Below are 18,560 nucleotides of genomic sequence, written 5' to 3' on the forward strand. Positions count from 1 at the left end.
CAGTTTCAATAAGCAGTGTTAAGTGCGTACCAGTAAATGCCTTTTTTAGCCCCATTTGCGCAGAATGGCGCAGGAAATATCTTTCGTTTGCACTCTGTTTACCGATCACTTAACGTGTTTCGCAAATCTGACCAGTATAACGGGAGTTCCCAATCGTGCTTTATGTCATTTATGCGGAAGACAATGCTGATTCACTGGAAAAACGTACTTCTGTACGCCCTGCCCACCTGGCGCGTCTGCAACTATTGCAGGATGAAGGTCGTCTGATTGTGGCAGGTCCGATGCCTGCGGTTGATAGCAATGATCCCGGTGCCGCCGGTTTTACCGGTTCAACCGTGATTGCCGAGTTCCCATCGCTGGAAGCGGCACAATCCTGGGCCAATGATGACCCCTATATTGCAGCCGGGGTGTATAAGCAGGTTGCGGTCAAGCCATTTAAACGCGTTTTCTAGATGTGGCGCGCACTTGCTCTGCTGATCATTGTCTTCGCATTGCTTGGCAGAGCACTCTGGATATGGCGTCGGCAGGGCTTTCGCAGCGCCCGTCAGCACATCGTGATGTTGATTGTGCTGGCCGCCGCGCTACAGATGGTAAACCTGACCTTAGTGTTACGCGGCGTTTAACGCCGCGCATTCCCATCAGGTATTTTGGGTGATGAACAGGATAGAGCGACGGTGTTGCTGCGCAACCTGGTGACGAATGGCGTGAATACGTTTATAGCGCCGGGATTGCCCTTCCAGCCAGCGCGCACGACGGCGCTGCACCTGACGTAACATTCTCCAGCGAGCCACTTCATTTCTGCTTCGTCTCATCACATCCTCTCTGACTGGCTAATCACCGGCTCGCATTATAGTGATCTGCCATAAAATGCCAATTCGAATCGCTTATCGTTAACCCGTTATGATTAAAGGTTTCGCTACCGTTCATCAGCACGTAAACTTTGCTCATCAAAGCGCGAACGGGACGTCCACTTAATGACCACATTTTATACCCTGATCAGTTGGTTGCTACTGTTTGGCTACTGGTTACTCATTGCGGGTGTGACACTGCGAATTCTGATGAAACGCCGTGCTGTGACTTCTGCCATGGCCTGGCTGCTCATCATCTATATTCTGCCGCTGGTGGGTATTATTGCGTATTTGTCATTTGGTGAACTGCATCTGGGCAAACGCCGTGCGGAGCGTGCGCGCACCATGTGGCCGTCAACGGCCAAATGGCTCAACGACCTAAAACAATGCCGCCATATCTTCGCCACTGAACACAGCGACGTGGCGCTATCGTTGTTTCAGCTGTGCCACCATCGTCAGGGTATTGCCGGAGTAAAAGGCAACCAGCTCCAGTTGCTGACCAACTCCGATGATGTGATGCATGCCTTAATCCGCGATATTCAGCTGGCTCGCCACAATATCGAGATGGTGTTCTATATCTGGCAACCCGGCGGGCTGGCAGACGAAGTGGCTGAATCGCTGATGGCGGCATCACGGCGTGGTGTGCACTGCCGCCTGATGCTCGACTCCGCCGGCAGCGTGGCCTTTTTCCGCAGTCCGTGGCCCGGCATGATGCGTAATGCGGGTATCGATGTGGTAGAAGCGTTACAGGTCAGCCTGCTGCGTGTGTTCCTGCGCCGTATGGATTTGCGCCAGCATCGCAAGGTGGTGCTGATTGATAACTACATTGCCTACACCGGCAGCATGAATCTGGTTGATCCACGCTTCTTCAAGCAGGACGCAGGTGTGGGTCAATGGATTGATATGATGGCCCGTATGGAAGGCCCGGTCGCCACCACCATGGGCATTGTCTACTCATGCGACTGGGAGATTGAAACCGGCAAGCGCATCCTGCCGCCCGCCCCTGATGCCAATATCATGCCGTTCGAACAGGAGAGTGGTCACACCATTCAGGTGATTGCTTCCGGCCCCGGCTTCCCGGAGGACATGATCCATCAGGCGTTGTTAACGGCAGTCTATTCCGCACGCCACCAGTTGATTATGACGACCCCCTACTTCGTGCCCAGCGATGATTTGCTGCATGCCATTTGTACTGCAGCGCTGCGCGGGGTGGAAGTCAGCATTATTGTGCCACGTCATAACGATTCCCTGCTGGTGGGCTGGGCCAGCCGCGCCTTCTTCACCGAGTTGCTGGAAGCCGGGGTGAAGATTTATCAGTTCGAGGATGGGCTGTTGCATACCAAGAGCGTGCTGGTCGATGGTCAGCTCAGCCTGGTGGGCACCGTAAATCTTGATATGCGCAGCCTGTGGCTCAATTTTGAGATTACCCTGGTGGTGGATGATGCCGGGTTTGGCAGCGATCTTGCTTGTGTCCAGGATGACTATATCGCCCGCTCACGCCTGCTGGATGGCGCCCGCTGGGCAAAACGTGCCTGGTGGCAACGCATCGTCGAACGACTGTTTTACTTCTTCAGTCCTTTACTGTAAAACGAGCGGAAATATTTACCGCCGCAGGGCACGCAAATGACCATGGATTTAAATAATCGCCTGACTGAAGATGAAACGCTGGAGCAGGCTTACGATATTTTTCTGGAACTGGCAGGGGACAACCTCGATCCGGCCGATATCATTTTGTTCAATCTGCAGTTTGAGGAACGTGGTGGCGCTGAGCTGTTCGATCCTTCGGAAGACTGGCAGGAACATGTCGATTTTGACCTGAATCCTGACTTTTTCGCTGAAGTGGTGATTGGACTCGGTGAAGCGGACGGTGAGCCGATTACCGATGTCTTTGCGCGCATTCTGCTGTGTCGCGAGAAAGACCACAAACTGTGCCATATTCTCTGGCGCGAATAGGGTCACAAAAGAACGCCGGGCAATCGCCCGGCGTTTTGTTTTACATCGGGTCCACCTTGAGGCAGGACACCGCATGGCGGAAGCTGCCTTCGAGTAATGGTCGTGTTTTCGCGCACTCTGGCCCGGCAATCGGGCAGCGGGTACGGAAGACGCAACCTGATGGTGGATTGATGGGCGACGGCAGCTCTCCTTCCAGCAACTGGATCTGTTTATTCTTTTCCAGATCCGGATCGGGAATCGGCACCGCCGACATCAGCGCGCGGGTGTAGGGATGCTGCGGGTTGTTGTACACCGCGTCGTAGGTTCCCAGCTCCACCGCGTGACCGAGGTACATCACCAGCACGCGGTCGGAGATGTGCTTCACCACTGCCAGATCGTGAGCAATGAAGATCAGCGATAACCCCATCTCACGTTGCAGCTGCTGCAACAGGTTCACCACCTGCGCCTGAATTGACACATCAAGTGCCGATACTGGCTCATCACAAATGATCAGTTTCGGTTCCAGAATCAGCGCGCGAGCGATACCGATACGCTGGCACTGGCCACCGGAGAACTCGTGAGGATAACGGTTGATAAGGTTTGGCAGCAGGCCAACCTTCATCATCATGTTTTTAACCTTATCCTTCACTTCCTGACGTGACATCTTCGGATGATAGGTACGCAGCGGTTCCGCGATAATATCGCCGATGGTCATACGCGGGTTGAGCGACGCTAACGGGTCCTGGAAGATCATCTGGATGTCGCTGCGCGCTTTGCGCCACTCTTCCTGACTCTGTCCCAGCAGATCCCGCCCCAGCCAGGCAACACGCCCTTCTGTGGCCTTCACCAGCCCGATAATGGCACGCGCCAGCGTCGATTTACCACAGCCGGACTCGCCCACCACGCCGAGGGTCTCCCCTTCATATAAGCGCAGGCTGACGCCATCGACTGCTTTCAGGGTTTTAGCTGGCTGCCAGAACCACTGCTTGCCATCTTTGATATCGAAATGCACCTTCAGATCGGCGATTTCCAGTAACACTTTCTTTTCCGCTACGGTGTTCATACTAATTCCTCCACCGGCTTAAAGCAGGCACGCAGGCGTCCGTCACCAAAAGGCTCCAGCGCCGGGGCTGTGGCACAGATATCCATCGCATGCGGGCAGCGAGGCTGGAATGGACAACCCTGCGGCAGACGCAACAGGTTAGGTGGATTGCCTGGAATGGTCATCAACGACTCGCCTTCAGCATCCAGACGCGGCACCGCGCTCAGCAGACCGATGGAGTACGGGTGCGCCGGTTGATAGAACACATCGCGCGCCCGGCCATATTCCATGGTACGTCCGGCATACATCACCAGCACCTTGTCGCAGATCCCCGCCACCACGCCCAGATCGTGGGTAATCATGATGATCGCGGTGTTGAACTCGCGTTTGAGTTCATTCAGCAACGTCATGATCTGCGCCTGCACTGTCACGTCCAGCGCGGTGGTTGGTTCATCGGCGATCAGTAATTTAGGACGGCATAGCAATGCCATAGCAATCATCACGCGCTGACGCATCCCGCCGGAGAACTCGTGCGGAAACATTTTCATGCGTTTGCGCGCTTCCGGCATTTTCACCGCATCCAGCATACGCACCGACTCTTCAAACGCCTGCGCATTGTTCATCCCTTTATGCAGCTTCAGCACTTCCATCAGCTGTTCACCGACGCGCATATACGGGTTGAGCGACGTCATCGGATCCTGGAAAATCATCGCGATCTGCTCGGCGCGCAGCTTATTCAGTTGATTTTCCGGCAGGTTGAGAATCTCCTGGCCGTTAAATTTTGCCGACCCGCCAATACGACCGTTTTTTGCCAGCAGCCCCATCAGGGCAAAGGCCGTCTGCGATTTACCCGAACCAGACTCCCCTACGATCCCGAGGGTTTCACCGGCACGCAGGGAAAAGTTGAGGTCGTTGACGGCGGTGACGTCACCGTCGTGCGTGCCAAAGGTCACGCGCAGATCTTTAACGTCTAACAACAGGTTGCTTCCCGCACGGGCCGCCATTGCTGGCTGAAATTCATGAATGGTCATCGGGAAACTCCTCAACGATCTTTCGGGTCGAGGGCATCACGCAGGCCATCGCCGATAAAGTTAAAACAGAACAGCGTGACCACCAGGAATCCTGCCGGAAACAGCAGCAACCAGGGTGAAACTTCCATGGAGTTGGCACCATCGCTCAGCAGCGCGCCCCAGCTACTCAGCGGCTCCTGGGTACCCAGTCCGAGGAAACTCAGGAAGGATTCAAACAGGATCATGCTGGGAACCAGCAGCGAGGCATACACCACGACCACACCCAACACGTTAGGCACGATATGGCGCAGCACGATATTGGTGGTGGATACCCCACCGACCTGGGCCGCTTCAATAAACTCTTTGCGTTTCAGGCCCAGCGTCTGGCCACGCACGATACGCGCCATATCCAGCCACGACACCATACCGATGGCGACAAAAATCAGCAGGATGTTACGGCCAAAGAAGGTCACCAGCAGAATGACGAAGAACATAAACGGGAAGGAGTTGAGGATTTCCAGGATACGCATCATCACCGAGTCGGTTTTACCGCCGAGATAACCGGCAGCCGAGCCATACAGGGTACCTACCAGCACGGCAATCAACGCCGAGGCAATCCCCACCATCAGTGAGATACGGCCACCGATGGCCACGCGCACCAGCAGATCGCGGCCAGAGGAGTCCGTGCCGAACCAGTGTCCGGAGGTGGTGTCCGGCGGCGCGGACATCATGCCCCAGTCGGTGTCGTCATAGCGGAACTGCGACAGCATCGGGGCGAACACCACAAACAGCGCGATCAGCACCAGCACCAGCAAACTCAGCAGCGCAGCACGGTTATGGATAAAACGACGACGCGCATCCTGCCACAGGCTGCGGCCCTCAACTTCCAGCTTTTCACTGAAGGCATCCAGAGCTTCGCTGTTTTTCTTACTTAACATCATGGGCGAACTCCAGCATCAGTAACGAATCTTCGGATCGATCACGGCATACAGCACGTCAACGACCGCATTAAACACAATGGTCAGTACACCGACCAGGATGGTCAGGCTCATTACCAGCGAGTAGTCGCGGTTAAGCGCGCCATTAACGAACAGCTGACCAATGCCCGGCAGGCCATAAATTGACTCGATAACCATTGAACCGGTGATGATGCCGACGAATGCCGGACCCATGTAGGAGATGACCGGCAACAGCGCCGGTTTCAGCGCATGACGCAGCACGATACGACGCAGCGGCAACCCTTTGGCCCGCGCGGTACGGATAAAGTTGGAGTGCATCACTTCAATCATCGAACCACGCGTAATACGCGCGATGCTGGCGATATACGCCAGAGACAGCGCCACCATCGGCAGCAGCATGTATTGCAGTTGCCCGCCATTCCAGCCACCACCAGGCAGCCAGCGCAGGGTGATGGCGAACACCAGGACCAGCAAGGGTGCGACCACAAAACTCGGTATCACCACGCCGGTCATGGCGACCCCCATCACCGCATAATCCCACAAACTGTTCTGTTTCAGGGCGGCTATTACGCCCGCGGTAATCCCCAACACCATCGCCAGCACAAAGGCCGCCAGACCAAGTTTGGCTGACACCGGGAACGCATGTCCTACCAGATAGTTAACGCTATAGTCCTTGTACTTAAAGGAGGGGCCGAAATCGCCATGCGCCAGCTGAATCAGGTAATCAACATATTGTTTGCCGATGGGATCGTTGAGATGGTATTTGGCTTCGATATTCGCCATCACTTCGGGCGATAAGGTGCGTTCGCCGGTAAACGGGCTACCGGGTGCCAGTCGCATCATGAAGAAGGAGATGGTAATCAAAACGAAGAGCGTCGGAATCGCTTCCAGAATCCGTCGCAGGATGAATTTTAACATTGCCGTACCTACCAGGCTGTTGCTTCACAAAGTAATTGGCGGTGCCGCAGCACCGCCACTGTCGATAGCCTGTGTGCTATTAGTGTTTAATTATATAAAAGTTCTTATCGAGGGTTTTATCCAGCGGATCTTTGCCGGTGTAACCGCCGACATAAGGTTTCACCAGACGTGCGTTCACGTAGTAGTAAACCGGCACGATGGTGCTGTCCTTATCGAGGATCTGTTCTGCTTTTTGATAATCAGCGGCACGACCTTTGGCGTCAGGTGCTTTGATAGCATCTTTGATCACCTGGTCATACTCAGCGCTCTTATAGTGCGAGGTGTTACTGCTGCTGTCCGATAACATGATGTTCAGGAACGACGTCGGTTCGTTGTAGTCCGCACACCAGGCCGCACGGGAAACGTCAAAGTTGCCCTGATGACGGGTATCCAGGAAGGTTTTCCACTCCTGGTTTTCCAGCTTGATATTCACACCGATGTTTTTCTTCCAGATTGATGCAGCGGCAATCGCCAGCTTTTTGTGCAGGTCGGAAGTGTTATAAAGCAGGTTGAAGGTCAACGGTTTATCAGCGGTATAACCGGCTTCAGCCAGCAATTTCTTCGCTTCAGCGTTACGTTTTTCCTGTGACCATTTGAACCAGTCCGGCGGCAGAATTTCCATGCCATCGGTGGCCGGCGGAGTGAAGCTGTAGGCAGGCATCTGGCCCTGTGCCAGCACTTTGTTCACCATGATGTCGCGATCCAGACCCAGTTTCAGCGCTGCACGTACGCGCGGATCGGTGAATGGTGCTTTCTGGTTGTTGATTTCGTAGTAGTAAGTACACAGGTACGGGTCAACATGCAGCTCTTTGCCGTTATCACGCTGCAGCTTCTTGAACAGCTCAATCGGCATGTTGTTATAGGTCATGTCGCTGCCGTTCTCAGAGAAGTAACGGTTAACATCGCTCACTTCAGAGCTGATCGGCAGGAAAGTGACTTTGTTCAGCACCGTGTGGGCGTTATCCCAATATTCCGGGTTACGCACCAGCGTAATACGCTCGTTGATCACATGATCCTGCAGTTTAAAGGCACCGTTACCGACCCAGTTTTGCGGCTGAGTCCACTGCTCACCAAATTTCTCAATCGCCGGTTTGTAAACCGGTGACATCACGGAGTTAATCAGCAGTTTGTCGAAATACGGCACTGGCTCACTCAGGGTGACTTCCAGCGTGTGATCGTCCAGCGCTTTCACGCCCAGATCGGTGATGGGTTTTTTACCGGCGATGATGTCATCGACGTTAGCAATGTGACCATACTGCGGATAGCTGGCATACGGGGACGCCGTTTTCGGGTCAACCAGGCGCTCCCAGCTATATACGAAATCCTGTGCCGTTACCGGCGCACCATTCGACCATTTGGCATTTTTACGCAGATGGAAAGTCCAGACTTTGTAGTCTTTGTTTTCCCAGCTTTCCGCCACGCCAGGCACCGGTTTGCCATCGCTGTCGCTCACCAGCAGACCTTCATACAGGTCACGCGCCACGTTATCTTCTGGCACGCCTTCGATTTTATGCGGATCCAGTGACTGTACTTCGTCACCATTGCCGCGCACCAGCTCCTGCTTTGCTGCCAATTGAACGCCTGCTGGCACTGTCGCTGCCAACGCGGCATTCCCTGCCAGCGCGCCAATCGCCGCAACTACACCTAAGGCGATCAGGCTTTTCTTCGTGATGTTGTTCATTATTACGCTCCAGTTTTATTATCGTCACCGGGTCGGTCTGAGCCGCCCGGCGTACCCCGTATCCGGGAATCTCCGCCCTGTCTGGTCAGAGATTGCAATCCCCCTTGCAAGGGTTGCCACGGTAACGTGCCGCCCGACTGTAGCGCCGGATCAGCCCGTTACTCAATGTTTCTTTATGTAATAGTATTTCAGATTAATCAGATCCTGCGGATCCTGCCCGGTAAAACCGCCCACCCAGGGCTTCACCAGGCGTACGCTGACGCGGTAATACACCGGGATAATCGCTGAATCTTTATCCTGCTGATTTTCTGCCTGTTGATAGAGCGCGGCGCGTGTCGCGTCGTCCGGTGCCGTCAGCGTTTGCGCCATCAGCCGATCGAATGCCGGGCTGCTGTAGAAAGCGGTATTGATGGAAGCGCCGCTCAGCAGAATATTCAGGAAGGTGGACGGTTCGTTGTAGTCTGCACACCAGGTGGCGCGCACCACATCGTATTGCGCCTGATGGCGTGTCTCCAGCAGCGTTTTCCATTCCTGATTTTCCAGGGTCACCACTGCGCCGAGGTTTTTCTGCCACATTGAAGCAGCGGCAATGGCCTGCTTTTTGTTTTGCTCGGAGGTGTTGTACAGCAGCGAGAAGCGCAGCGGATGCTGGTCGTTAAAACCGGCCTCAGCCAGCAGTTTTTTCGCGCTGGCATTGCGTTCTGCCTGCGTTTGAGTGAACCAGGCGGGCGGGGAAAGCTGCACGCCGTCAGTAAATGGTGGGGTCAGGCTGTAGGCCGGGATTTGTCCCTGCCCCATCACTTTCTGCGCGATGATGTCGCGGTCCAGCGTCAGCTTCAGCGCAGTACGCACCCGGGCATCATTAAATGGGGCTTTTTTGTTGTTGATTTCATAGTAGAAGGTACACAGCAGCGGGCTGACTTTGACCTGGTCGCCAAGATCCTGGCGCAATTTATGGTACATATCCGGCGGAACCACGCTGTTGGTCATATCCGTGCCGCCACTGCGATAACGGTTAATATCGCTGTTTTCCGACGATAGCGGCAGATAGACGCCCTCTTCAATCACGGTATGGGCATTGTCCCAGTAGAGCGGATTGCGCTTCACCACGATTTTTTCATTCACAACCCACTGACTGAGCGTGTAAGGACCATTGCTGACGTAATGTTCAGGCTGCGTCCACTGCTCGCCCCACTTCTCCACCGCTGGAGGATAAACCGGCTTCATTGCGGTATTTGCCACCATGGAGAGGAAATAAGGAACGGGTTCTGTCAGCGTTACCTGAAAATGACGAGCGTCCAGCGCTTTGACACCCAGCTCCGCAGGTTTGGCTTTACCCGCCATGATCGCATCAACATTGGCAACATGCGCCGCCTGCAAATAACTGGCGTACGGAGAGGCCGTTTTCGGATCGGCAAGGCGTTGCCAGCTGTAAACAAAATCAGCGGCCGTGACGGGCTCACCATTACTCCAGCGGGCGTTTTCTCGCAGGGTAAAAGTCCAGACGCGCGCCTGATCGTTTTGCCAGCTTTCAGCCACACCGGGGACAATTTTCCCGTTGTTGTCGGTGTTAACCAGGCCATCGAGCAGGCTTTGAATCACATTCGATTCCGGTACGCCCTCAATTTTCTGCGGATCAAGAGACGCCACTTCGCTGCCGTTATTAATCACAATACGCTGTGTGGCGGATAATTGTGTCCCTGCCGGGATATCAGCCGCCTGACTCTGGCTCAAAATACCCCACAGGCAGAGGGCAAGAGGTGAAAACGCCGGGGCCTTCGCTACCATCCATTTCATCAAAAGAAATCAACCTTCAACATAAACCTGATAGCGAGTAAGCAAGAACCGTACACATTTTTGACTATCAGATAAAAAAATTGCGATGTTCCGAAAATTATCAGAACAAATGCCCATGCGCCAAAGCTAAACCACAAAAATGTTATCTAATTCTCTTTTATCACGTCTTATTGCCAAGGAAAAGTGTTAATTCTTAACCAAAATTATCACTTAATTTATTGATTTATAGGCAATTATAGATGAATTTGCTGTCATTATGTGCAGAGTTAAATGCAGAATGGATAAAATGTGTTTTATGTCACTGAATAGTATAAACATGGGATATGTGAATAGGAAAAACCCCGACAAAGCGAGTTTTATTTATATCTTACCCTGATAATCAGAATATGATGCTGTGATAATTATCACAGTAAAATACAGAGAATAGCTAAACGCGGATTAGCACAGTAGCAAAATTGATAACCCACCCGTGATATTAAGCATGATGAATATCAGCACCAACATGGTGCGAAATTACCCTTTATCGCACCATGTTGGATCATGAAAAGATGACGTGTAGAAAATTAAGGCGATTTTTAACTTAATAAACCAGGGAAAATGGCTTTTAGTCCGGTGACCACAAACTCAATACCCAACGCCATCAGCAGTAAGCCCATAATACGCGTAATCACGTTAATTCCCGTCTGCCCCAGCACTCGGACCATTAGCGGAGCTGCGCGGAACAGCAACCAGCAGCAGAAAGCAAAAATGGCAATCGCCAGGGTGAATCCCAGCAGGTTTTGCCAGTTATGGTAGCGCGTACTCCAGACTATGGTGGAACTGATCGCTCCGGGGCCAGCCATCAGCGGCAATGCCAGCGGCACGACGCCAATGCTTTCACGGATCGCGGTTTCTGATTTTTCCTGTTTGTTCTGCTTATCTTCCCCCAGCTTACCGCTGATCATCGACATGGCGATGGTCACCACCAGGATGCCACCGGCAATACGGAACGAATCAATGGAGATCCCGAACAGGTGCAGAATCGCATCGCCGAGGAACAACGAGGTCCACAATATAATGGCCACAGCCAAATTTGCCGTCAGGTTGGTTTTATTGCGTTCTACCGCCCCCTGATAGCTGGTCATGCTGATAAAGACCGGAATGATGCCGACTGGGTTCACCAGGGCGAACAAACCGACAAAAAACTTAATATAGCCGGATAGATCAAGTAGCACGGGGGTCACAGTCAGCTCCACAATGGGTCACAGTAAAAATCGCGCATAATGTAGTGCAAATCACTGGCTAAAAACCAGCGCTTTCAGCAGAAATCTATGCTACCTCCGAGGCAATAAACCAGTGCATTTATCTGCCGTTAACGTTGGGTTACTGCTTTGCTACTGTTCGGTCCTTATTGTGTGGCGGGCTGCGATTACTTTAATTGCAAAAGTGGGTGCTGAATGGTGTCAGCTTAGGACAAAATTGATCTGCGTCATAATTCTAATACCTCATCAGGGGTAACCTTACCCCATCGAAACAATATCCTGAGGCACCAGCATCCAGAACAGTAAACCTTTTTAGTAAGCAACCGCGAGTTCACTCGCCTTCCTGACCAAACAGCGTTCTATAGCGCGACTATACTTTTGGATCCAGGCTTGTTTACTAAAAAAGTTTAACTTCCTTCAGGAGAGCACCATGGCCGTAACTAATGTCGCCGAACTTAATGCACTGGTAGAACGTGTTAAAAAGGCACAGCGCGAATACGCCAATTTTAGTCAGGAACAAGTTGATGCCATCTTCCGCGCCGCTGCCCTCGCCGCCGCTGATGCACGAATCCCGCTCGCTAAGATGGCCGTTGCCGAATCCGGCATGGGCATCGTCGAAGATAAAGTGATCAAAAACCACTTTGCTTCCGAATATATCTACAACGCTTATAAAGATGAAAAAACCTGTGGTGTGCTCGACACTGATGACACCTTTGGCACTATCACTATAGCCGAACCTATTGGCCTGATTTGCGGTATCGTACCGACCACCAACCCGACTTCTACTGCAATTTTTAAAGCTCTGATCAGTCTGAAAACCCGTAACGGCATTATCTTCTCACCACATCCACGCGCCAAAGATGCGACCAATAAAGCCGCTGATATCGTACTGCAAGCTGCCATCGCCGCGGGTGCACCAAAAGATATTATCGGCTGGATTGATGCCCCGTCCGTGGAACTGTCAAATCAGTTAATGCATCACCCGGATATCAACCTGATCCTGGCGACGGGTGGCCCGGGCATGGTGAAAGCCGCCTACAGCTCAGGTAAACCAGCGATTGGTGTGGGTGCCGGTAATACCCCGGTAGTGGTGGATGAAACGGCCGATATCAAACGCGCTGTGGCTTCAATTCTGATGTCAAAAACCTTCGATAACGGCGTGATTTGTGCTTCTGAGCAGTCCGTTATTGTCGTCGACTCCGCCTATGACGCGGTACGTGAACGTTTCGCCACCCACGGCGGTTATATGCTGCAGGGCAAAGAGCTGAAAGCCGTGCAGGATATCATCCTGAAAAATGGCGCACTCAACGCCGCGATTGTTGGTCAGCCAGCGCCGAAAATTGCTGAAATGGCCGGTATTACCGTCCCGGCAAACACCAAGATTTTGATTGGCGAAGTGAAGCTGGTTGATGAGTCAGAACCTTTTGCTCATGAGAAATTATCGCCGACACTGGCGATGTATCGTGCCAAAGATTTCCAGGACGCGGTTGATAAAGCAGAAAAACTGGTAGCAATGGGCGGTATCGGTCACACCTCCTGCCTCTACACCGATCAGGATAACCAGAATGAACGCGTGCACTACTTCGGCGACAAGATGAAAACCGCACGTATTCTGATTAACACCCCGGCTTCACAGGGTGGTATCGGTGACCTGTATAACTTCAAACTGGCTCCGTCACTGACACTGGGTTGTGGTTCATGGGGCGGCAACTCCATTTCTGAAAACGTGGGACCGAAACATCTCATCAACAAGAAAACCGTGGCCAAGCGAGCTGAAAATATGTTGTGGCATAAACTTCCGAAGTCTATCTACTTCCGTCGTGGTTCTCTGCCAATTGCGCTTGAAGAAGTGGCGACTGACGGGGCCAAACGTGCTTTCATCGTTACCGACCGTTTCCTGTTCAACAATGGCTATGCTGACCAGGTCACCCGCGTGCTGAAATCACACGGTATCGAGACTGAAGTATTCTTCGAAGTAGAAGCTGACCCGACGCTGAGCATCGTGCGTAAAGGTGCAGAGCAGATGAACAGCTTTAAACCCGACGTCATTATCGCCCTCGGTGGTGGTTCACCGATGGATGCCGCCAAAATCATGTGGGTGATGTACGAACATCCGGAAACCCACTTTGAAGAACTGGCGCTGCGCTTTATGGATATCCGTAAACGTATCTACAAATTCCCGAAAATGGGTGTGAAAGCGCGCATGGTCGCTATCACCACCACTTCCGGTACCGGTTCTGAAGTGACACCGTTCGCCGTCGTCACCGATGACGCGACGGGCCAGAAATATCCGCTGGCTGACTATGCACTGACCCCGGACATGGCGATTGTCGATGCTAACCTGGTGATGGATATGCCGCGTTCACTCTGCGCATTTGGTGGTCTGGATGCGGTGACCCACTCACTGGAAGCCTACGTTTCTGTGCTTGCCAATGAATACTCCGATGGTCAGGCTTTGCAGGCACTGAAATTGCTGAAAGAAAACCTGCCAGCCAGTTATAAAGAAGGGGCGAAAAACCCGGTAGCGCGTGAGCGTGTGCACAATGCCGCCACCATCGCAGGTATCGCGTTTGCTAACGCCTTCCTCGGGGTATGTCACTCCATGGCACATAAATTGGGTTCAGAATTCCATATTCCGCATGGTCTGGCGAACGCCCTGCTGATTTGTAACGTCATTCGCTACAACGCCAATGACAACCCGACTAAGCAGACCGCTTTCAGTCAGTATGACCGTCCGCAGGCACGTCGCCGTTATGCCGAAGTAGCTGACCATCTGGGCCTGAGTGCTGAGGGTGACCGTACTGCGCAGAAAATTGAAAAACTGCTGGCATGGCTGGAAGAGATGAAAACCCAGCTGGGCATCCCGACTTCAATTCGTGAAGCAGGGGTACAGGAAGCTGACTTCCTCGCTAAAGTTGATAAGCTGGCTGATGATGCCTTCGATGATCAGTGTACCGGTGCGAACCCGCGTTATCCGCTGATTGCTGAACTGAAACAAATCATGCTGGATACCTTCTACGGTCGCGAATTTGTCGAAACCACCGCTGAAGTGACAGAAGCAGTTGATCTGCAGCCGGTAAAGTCAGTCAAGACTGAGAAGAAAACTAAAAAGGCGTAAGCCCTGATAACAAAAAAACCCGCTTCGGCGGGTTTTTTTATATTAACTGTTTTTACAGATGGGGTTGATTCGACCCATAAATGGCTTTTAATGAGCCTTCATCAATTGCCTGTTTATAATGCTTACGGCAAACGGATATATAACGTTCATTACCGCCGATCACCACCTGCTCACCTTCACTAAAGGGTTTTCCGTTAGCATCCAGACGTAAAACCATGCTGGCTTTACGCCCGCAATGGCAGATAGTTTTCAGTTCCACTAACTTATCCGCCCATGCCAGTAAGTATTGGCTGCCGACAAACAACTCACCGCGAAAGTCGGTGCGCAGTCCATAACACAGCACCGGAATATCCATATTATCGACCACATCAGACAACGCTTTTACCTGTTCGCGAGTCAGAAACTGACTTTCGTCCACCAGCACGCAATGTACCGGTTGTCGGGCATGTTCAGCCGCTATTTCTGCATCCAATTGAGTTTGCGCATTATATAAAAACGCCGGTGAAGAGAGACCAATACGCGAACTAACCTTCCCGGCACCGAAGCGATCATCAATTTCGGCGGTATACACCAGGGTACGCATGCCTCGTTCCTGGTAATTATAGGAGGATTGTAGCAAGGCCGTTGATTTGCCCGCATTCATCGCCGAGTAATAAAAATAGAGTTGCGCCATTGGAAAATCTCATCAGAGCCTGAATCAGTTGCGCGCAAGTCTACCATAAAGACAGCATGACTGTAGCGATGGCTTAATTTTTATCATTTGCTCAAATTACCGACGCCAGACCACTTCGTTTATTGGCCAGGAGGCACCAACACCGCACGAAATGACAAAACGACAATGTTTGTTTTTTATTCACACTTATTCTCCTGCCTGCGTAGTTACCTTGCAACCACTGGTTATAAACCACAAAATTTAAGGGTTAAGGAATACAAAAGAGAGAGTTAAATAGTGTCTGGAGGTTGCTAAAAAAGTCTTATCAGTTTTAATTTACGTTTTACTTTATAATTTTACTATTGCAGTTATTTTTACCCACCACTATTATGAGCGGGCAGAACAACTCCCATTAAATATATTTTGAGATTAGGACAATGAGCGAAGCACTTAAAATTCTTAATAATATCCGTACATTGCGCGCGCAGGCTCGGGAATGCTCTCTTGAAACACTGGAAGAGATGCTGGAAAAACTTGAGGTTGTGGTGAATGAACGTCGTGAAGAAGAGTCACATGCAGAGGCAGAAAATGCTGAGCGTAACCGTAAGCTGGAACAATATCGTGAAATGCTGATTGCTGACGGTATCGATCCCAACGAGTTACTGAATGCGTTATCTGAAACCAAAACTGCAGCTAAAACCAAGCGTGCAGCTCGCCCGGCTAAATATCAATACGTTGATGAAAATGGTGAAAACCGTACCTGGACAGGTCAGGGTCGTACACCAGCCGTGATTAAAAAAGCCATTGAAGAACAAGGCAAACAACTGGACGATTTTCTGCTGTAAATCCCCCAGTGCTTCGAAATGATTGTGACTACACACCCGTTTGGTGAATTCACCAGGTAAGAAAAAGGAAGCCGCTGGCTTCCTTTTTTTATGCATCATTATTGCTGATAAAACTCACGGTACCAGTCAACAAATTGCTGCACGCCCTCTCGCACGCTGGTCTGCGGGTGGAAATTTATCGCTTTCTTCAGGGCTTCAGTATCTGCGCTGGTTTCCAGCACATCACCGGGCTGCAGCGGCATCATGTTTTTCTTCGCTTCCATGCCCAGTGCACTTTCCAGTGCTTCGATATACGCCATTAATGTCACCGGCTGACTGTTGCCGATATTGTAGACGTGATACGGCGCAGAACTGGTGGCTGCCGATCCGGTTTCTACGGTCCATTGAGCGTCTGGCTGCGGAATCACATCCTGTAAGCGGACAATCGCCTCAGCAATATCATCAATGTAGGTGAAATCACGCATCATCTGCCCATTGTTGTACACATCAATAGGTTCTCCAGCCAGCATCGCGCGGGTGAACTTGAACAGCGCCATATCGGGCCGTCCCCACGGGCCGTACACGGTGAAAAAACGTAAACCGGTGGTGGGCAATTGATAGAGATGCGAATACGTATGGGCCATTAACTCATTGGCTTTTTTGGTCGCGGCGTACAGCGAAACCGGATGATCAACCGAGTCGTCGGTTGAAAAAGGCATTTTACGGTTCAGACCATAAACTGAACTGGAGGAAGCATAAAGAAGATGGCCGACCTTATGATGGCGGCAACCTTCAAGAATATTGAGATGGCCGATGAGATTGGATTCGGCGTAGATATGCGGATTCTGGATAGAATAACGCACCCCGGCTTGTGCCCCTAAATGAATGACACGATCAAAGCCATGATGTTCAAACAAGGAAGAAATGGCCTGGCGATCAGCCAGGTCCATTTTACTGAAACTGAATGCGGGATGAGAGGCTATCCGATCAAGGCGGGCTTGCTTCAGGCTGACATCATAATAATCATTCAGGTTGTCGATGCCGACAACCTGGTGACCGGCAGCCAGCAGACGCTGACAAACATGAAATCCAATAAAACCTGCCGCGCCGGTAACCAGAAACTTCATACATCCCTCATTTATTACGCAATTTGAATAGAAGCTCCGCGGCCGATTGCATAATAAACGAAGCCGCGTTTGCTGATGCGTTCCGGATCATACAGGTTACGACCATCAAAAATCACGGGTTGTTTTAATGCCGTTTTAATGACATCAAAATCAGGTGCGCGGAAATTCTGCCATTCGGTACAGATGACCAGGCCATCTGCGCCCTGCAGCGCCGCTTCTTTGGTACCCATGAGTTTCAGATCGCTACGGTGTCCGTAGATACGTTGCGCTTCATCCATCGCTTCCGGATCGAATGCCTGAATAGTCGCACCCGCTTCCCACAACGTTTCCATCAAAACGCGGCTGGAAGCTTCACGCATATCGTCGGTGTTCGGTTTAAATGCCAGGCCCCACAGCGCAAAGGTCTTACCACGCAAATCATCGCCAAAATGACGTTTGATAAAGGTGGGCAGTTTGCTTTTCTGTGAGTCGTTAACATCTTCAACCGCCTGCAGCAGACGCGGTTTATAACCGATAGACTCAGCAGTACGAATCAGCGCCTGAACATCTTTCGGGAAGCAGGAACCGCCGTAACCACAGCCCGGATAGATAAAGTGGTAGCCAATACGGGAATCAGAACCGATGCCCTGACGCACTTTCTCAATGTCCGCACCAAGGCGTTCAGCCAGGTTGGAGATCTCATTCATAAAGCTGATTTTGGTTGCCAGCATGCAGTTTGCTGCGTACTTCGTCAGCTCTGCGCTGCGGATATCCATTAAAATCATACGATCATGGTTGCGGTTAAACGGCTCATAAAGCTCACGCAACAGCTCAACCACTTCATCGTTATCAGTACCGACCACGATACGCTCAGGACGCATGCAGTCACTTACCGCTGCACCTTCCTTGAGGAATTCCGGGTTAGAAACCACATCAAACGCAATATTGGCATCACGGTTTTTCAGGGTTTCCGTCATCACCGAGCGCACTTTATCTGCTGTGCCAACCGGTACTGTTGATTTATCGATAACCACTTTGTGACCATTCATGTGCTGCGCAATGGTACGAGCTACTGCAGTCACATATTTCAGATCGGCTGAACCGTCTTCATCTGGCGGTGTACCCACGGCGATAAACTGCATCACACCGTGGTTTACGCCTTCTTCCGCATCGGTACTGAATTTCAGGCGCCCTGACTCATAGTTCGCCATCACCAGAGGAGTGAGTCCCGGCTCAAAAATCGGGATGATGCCTTTTTTCAGGTTTTCGACTTTATTCGCGTCGACATCAATACAGAGAACGTCATGTCCGACTTCGGCCAACACCGCAGCCTGAACCAGACCGACATAGCCGATACCAAATACAGTGACTTTCATTGAATTATCCTGTGCTT

The 18,560-nt window shown here is 51.6% G+C and carries 17 protein-coding genes; 6 read left to right on the top strand and 11 right to left on the bottom strand.

Annotation, left to right across the window (positions count from 1 at the left end; genetic code table 11):
- Window positions 1-155 precede the first annotated feature (155 nt).
- Together AC6I8X_RS10805 and AC6I8X_RS10810 are read left to right on the top strand one after the other, a co-directional pair.
- Window positions 156-452 carry a YciI family protein gene (locus AC6I8X_RS10805; protein WP_208715290.1) on the top strand — a complete coding sequence of 99 codons (297 nt, stop codon included), beginning with the start codon at window positions 156-158 and terminating at the stop codon, window positions 450-452.
- The gene (locus AC6I8X_RS10810) at window positions 453-623 is read left to right on the top strand and encodes a hypothetical protein (protein WP_310616525.1); all 171 of its coding nucleotides are present in this window, start codon (window positions 453-455) and stop codon (window positions 621-623) included.
- Between the two features lie 15 nt (window positions 624-638).
- Here the strand turns inward: AC6I8X_RS10810 and AC6I8X_RS10815 are convergent, their stop codons facing one another.
- Complete coding sequence (locus AC6I8X_RS10815; protein ID WP_013509336.1) at window positions 639-812, bottom strand: YciY family protein; 174 nt, start codon at window positions 810-812, stop codon at window positions 639-641.
- A 162-nt stretch (window positions 813-974) separates the two neighbouring features.
- Between AC6I8X_RS10815 and cls the strand changes: the two genes are divergently transcribed.
- Together cls and AC6I8X_RS10825 are read left to right on the top strand one after the other, a co-directional pair.
- Window positions 975-2,435: a cardiolipin synthase gene (gene cls / locus AC6I8X_RS10820; RefSeq protein WP_497839780.1), complete on the top strand. Its 1,461-nt coding sequence runs from the start codon at window positions 975-977 to the stop codon at window positions 2,433-2,435.
- A gap of 36 nt (window positions 2,436-2,471) precedes the next feature.
- Entirely contained in the window at window positions 2,472-2,801 is a 330-nt protein-coding gene (locus AC6I8X_RS10825; RefSeq protein WP_313690398.1) for an HI1450 family dsDNA-mimic protein, read from the top strand.
- 40 nt (window positions 2,802-2,841) lie between these two features.
- On the opposite strand, the gene oppF is transcribed toward AC6I8X_RS10825, so the two are convergent.
- The 7 genes from oppF to AC6I8X_RS10860 form a co-directional block, all read right to left on the bottom strand.
- Complete coding sequence (gene oppF, locus AC6I8X_RS10830) at window positions 2,842-3,843, bottom strand: murein tripeptide/oligopeptide ABC transporter ATP binding protein OppF (protein ID WP_416412391.1); 1,002 nt, start codon at window positions 3,841-3,843, stop codon at window positions 2,842-2,844.
- On the bottom strand, window positions 3,840-4,853 hold the full coding sequence (locus tag AC6I8X_RS10835) for an ABC transporter ATP-binding protein (protein ID WP_497839781.1): 1,014 nt from the start codon (window positions 4,851-4,853) through the stop codon (window positions 3,840-3,842). The genes oppF and AC6I8X_RS10835 overlap by 4 nt, the downstream gene beginning before the upstream one ends.
- Window positions 4,854-4,864: 11 nt before the next feature.
- The gene (oppC, locus tag AC6I8X_RS10840; protein ID WP_084875167.1) at window positions 4,865-5,773 is read right to left on the bottom strand and encodes an oligopeptide ABC transporter permease OppC; all 909 of its coding nucleotides are present in this window, start codon (window positions 5,771-5,773) and stop codon (window positions 4,865-4,867) included.
- A gap of 15 nt (window positions 5,774-5,788) precedes the next feature.
- Window positions 5,789-6,709 (bottom strand): oligopeptide ABC transporter permease OppB, encoded by a 921-nt coding sequence (gene oppB / locus AC6I8X_RS10845; RefSeq protein WP_497839782.1) that lies wholly within the window; start codon window positions 6,707-6,709, stop codon window positions 5,789-5,791.
- A gap of 79 nt (window positions 6,710-6,788) precedes the next feature.
- Entirely contained in the window at window positions 6,789-8,429 is a 1,641-nt protein-coding gene (oppA, locus tag AC6I8X_RS10850; RefSeq protein WP_299451198.1) for an oligopeptide ABC transporter substrate-binding protein OppA, read from the bottom strand.
- Between the two features lie 162 nt (window positions 8,430-8,591).
- The gene (locus AC6I8X_RS10855; protein ID WP_497839783.1) at window positions 8,592-10,226 is read right to left on the bottom strand and encodes an ABC transporter substrate-binding protein; all 1,635 of its coding nucleotides are present in this window, start codon (window positions 10,224-10,226) and stop codon (window positions 8,592-8,594) included.
- 575 nt (window positions 10,227-10,801) lie between these two features.
- Complete coding sequence (locus tag AC6I8X_RS10860; RefSeq protein WP_084875175.1) at window positions 10,802-11,449, bottom strand: YchE family NAAT transporter; 648 nt, start codon at window positions 11,447-11,449, stop codon at window positions 10,802-10,804.
- Between the two features lie 448 nt (window positions 11,450-11,897).
- Between AC6I8X_RS10860 and adhE the strand changes: the two genes are divergently transcribed.
- A complete protein-coding gene (gene adhE / locus AC6I8X_RS10865) occupies window positions 11,898-14,585 on the top strand; it encodes a bifunctional acetaldehyde-CoA/alcohol dehydrogenase (RefSeq protein ID WP_313686775.1) in 2,688 nt (895 codons plus the stop codon).
- A 52-nt stretch (window positions 14,586-14,637) separates the two neighbouring features.
- On the opposite strand, the gene tdk is transcribed toward adhE, so the two are convergent.
- Entirely contained in the window at window positions 14,638-15,258 is a 621-nt protein-coding gene (gene tdk / locus AC6I8X_RS10870; protein WP_313686777.1) for a thymidine kinase, read from the bottom strand.
- Window positions 15,259-15,674: 416 nt separating this feature from the next.
- On the opposite strand from tdk, the gene hns reads away from it, so the two are divergent.
- Window positions 15,675-16,082, top strand: a complete 408-nt coding sequence (gene hns / locus AC6I8X_RS10875) for a histone-like nucleoid-structuring protein H-NS (protein WP_084875182.1) — start codon at window positions 15,675-15,677, stop codon at window positions 16,080-16,082.
- Between the two features lie 98 nt (window positions 16,083-16,180).
- On the opposite strand, the gene AC6I8X_RS10880 is transcribed toward hns, so the two are convergent.
- Window positions 16,181-17,188: an NAD-dependent epimerase gene (locus AC6I8X_RS10880; RefSeq protein ID WP_313686781.1), complete on the bottom strand. Its 1,008-nt coding sequence runs from the start codon at window positions 17,186-17,188 to the stop codon at window positions 16,181-16,183.
- Window positions 17,189-17,202: 14 nt separating this feature from the next.
- Entirely contained in the window at window positions 17,203-18,543 is a 1,341-nt protein-coding gene (locus tag AC6I8X_RS10885) for a UDP-glucose dehydrogenase family protein (protein WP_416412384.1), read from the bottom strand.
- Between the last annotated feature and the right edge of the window lie 17 nt (window positions 18,544-18,560).

It is taken from the genome of Pantoea sp. X-Soil-TKNS-1280, from assembly GCF_059730475.1.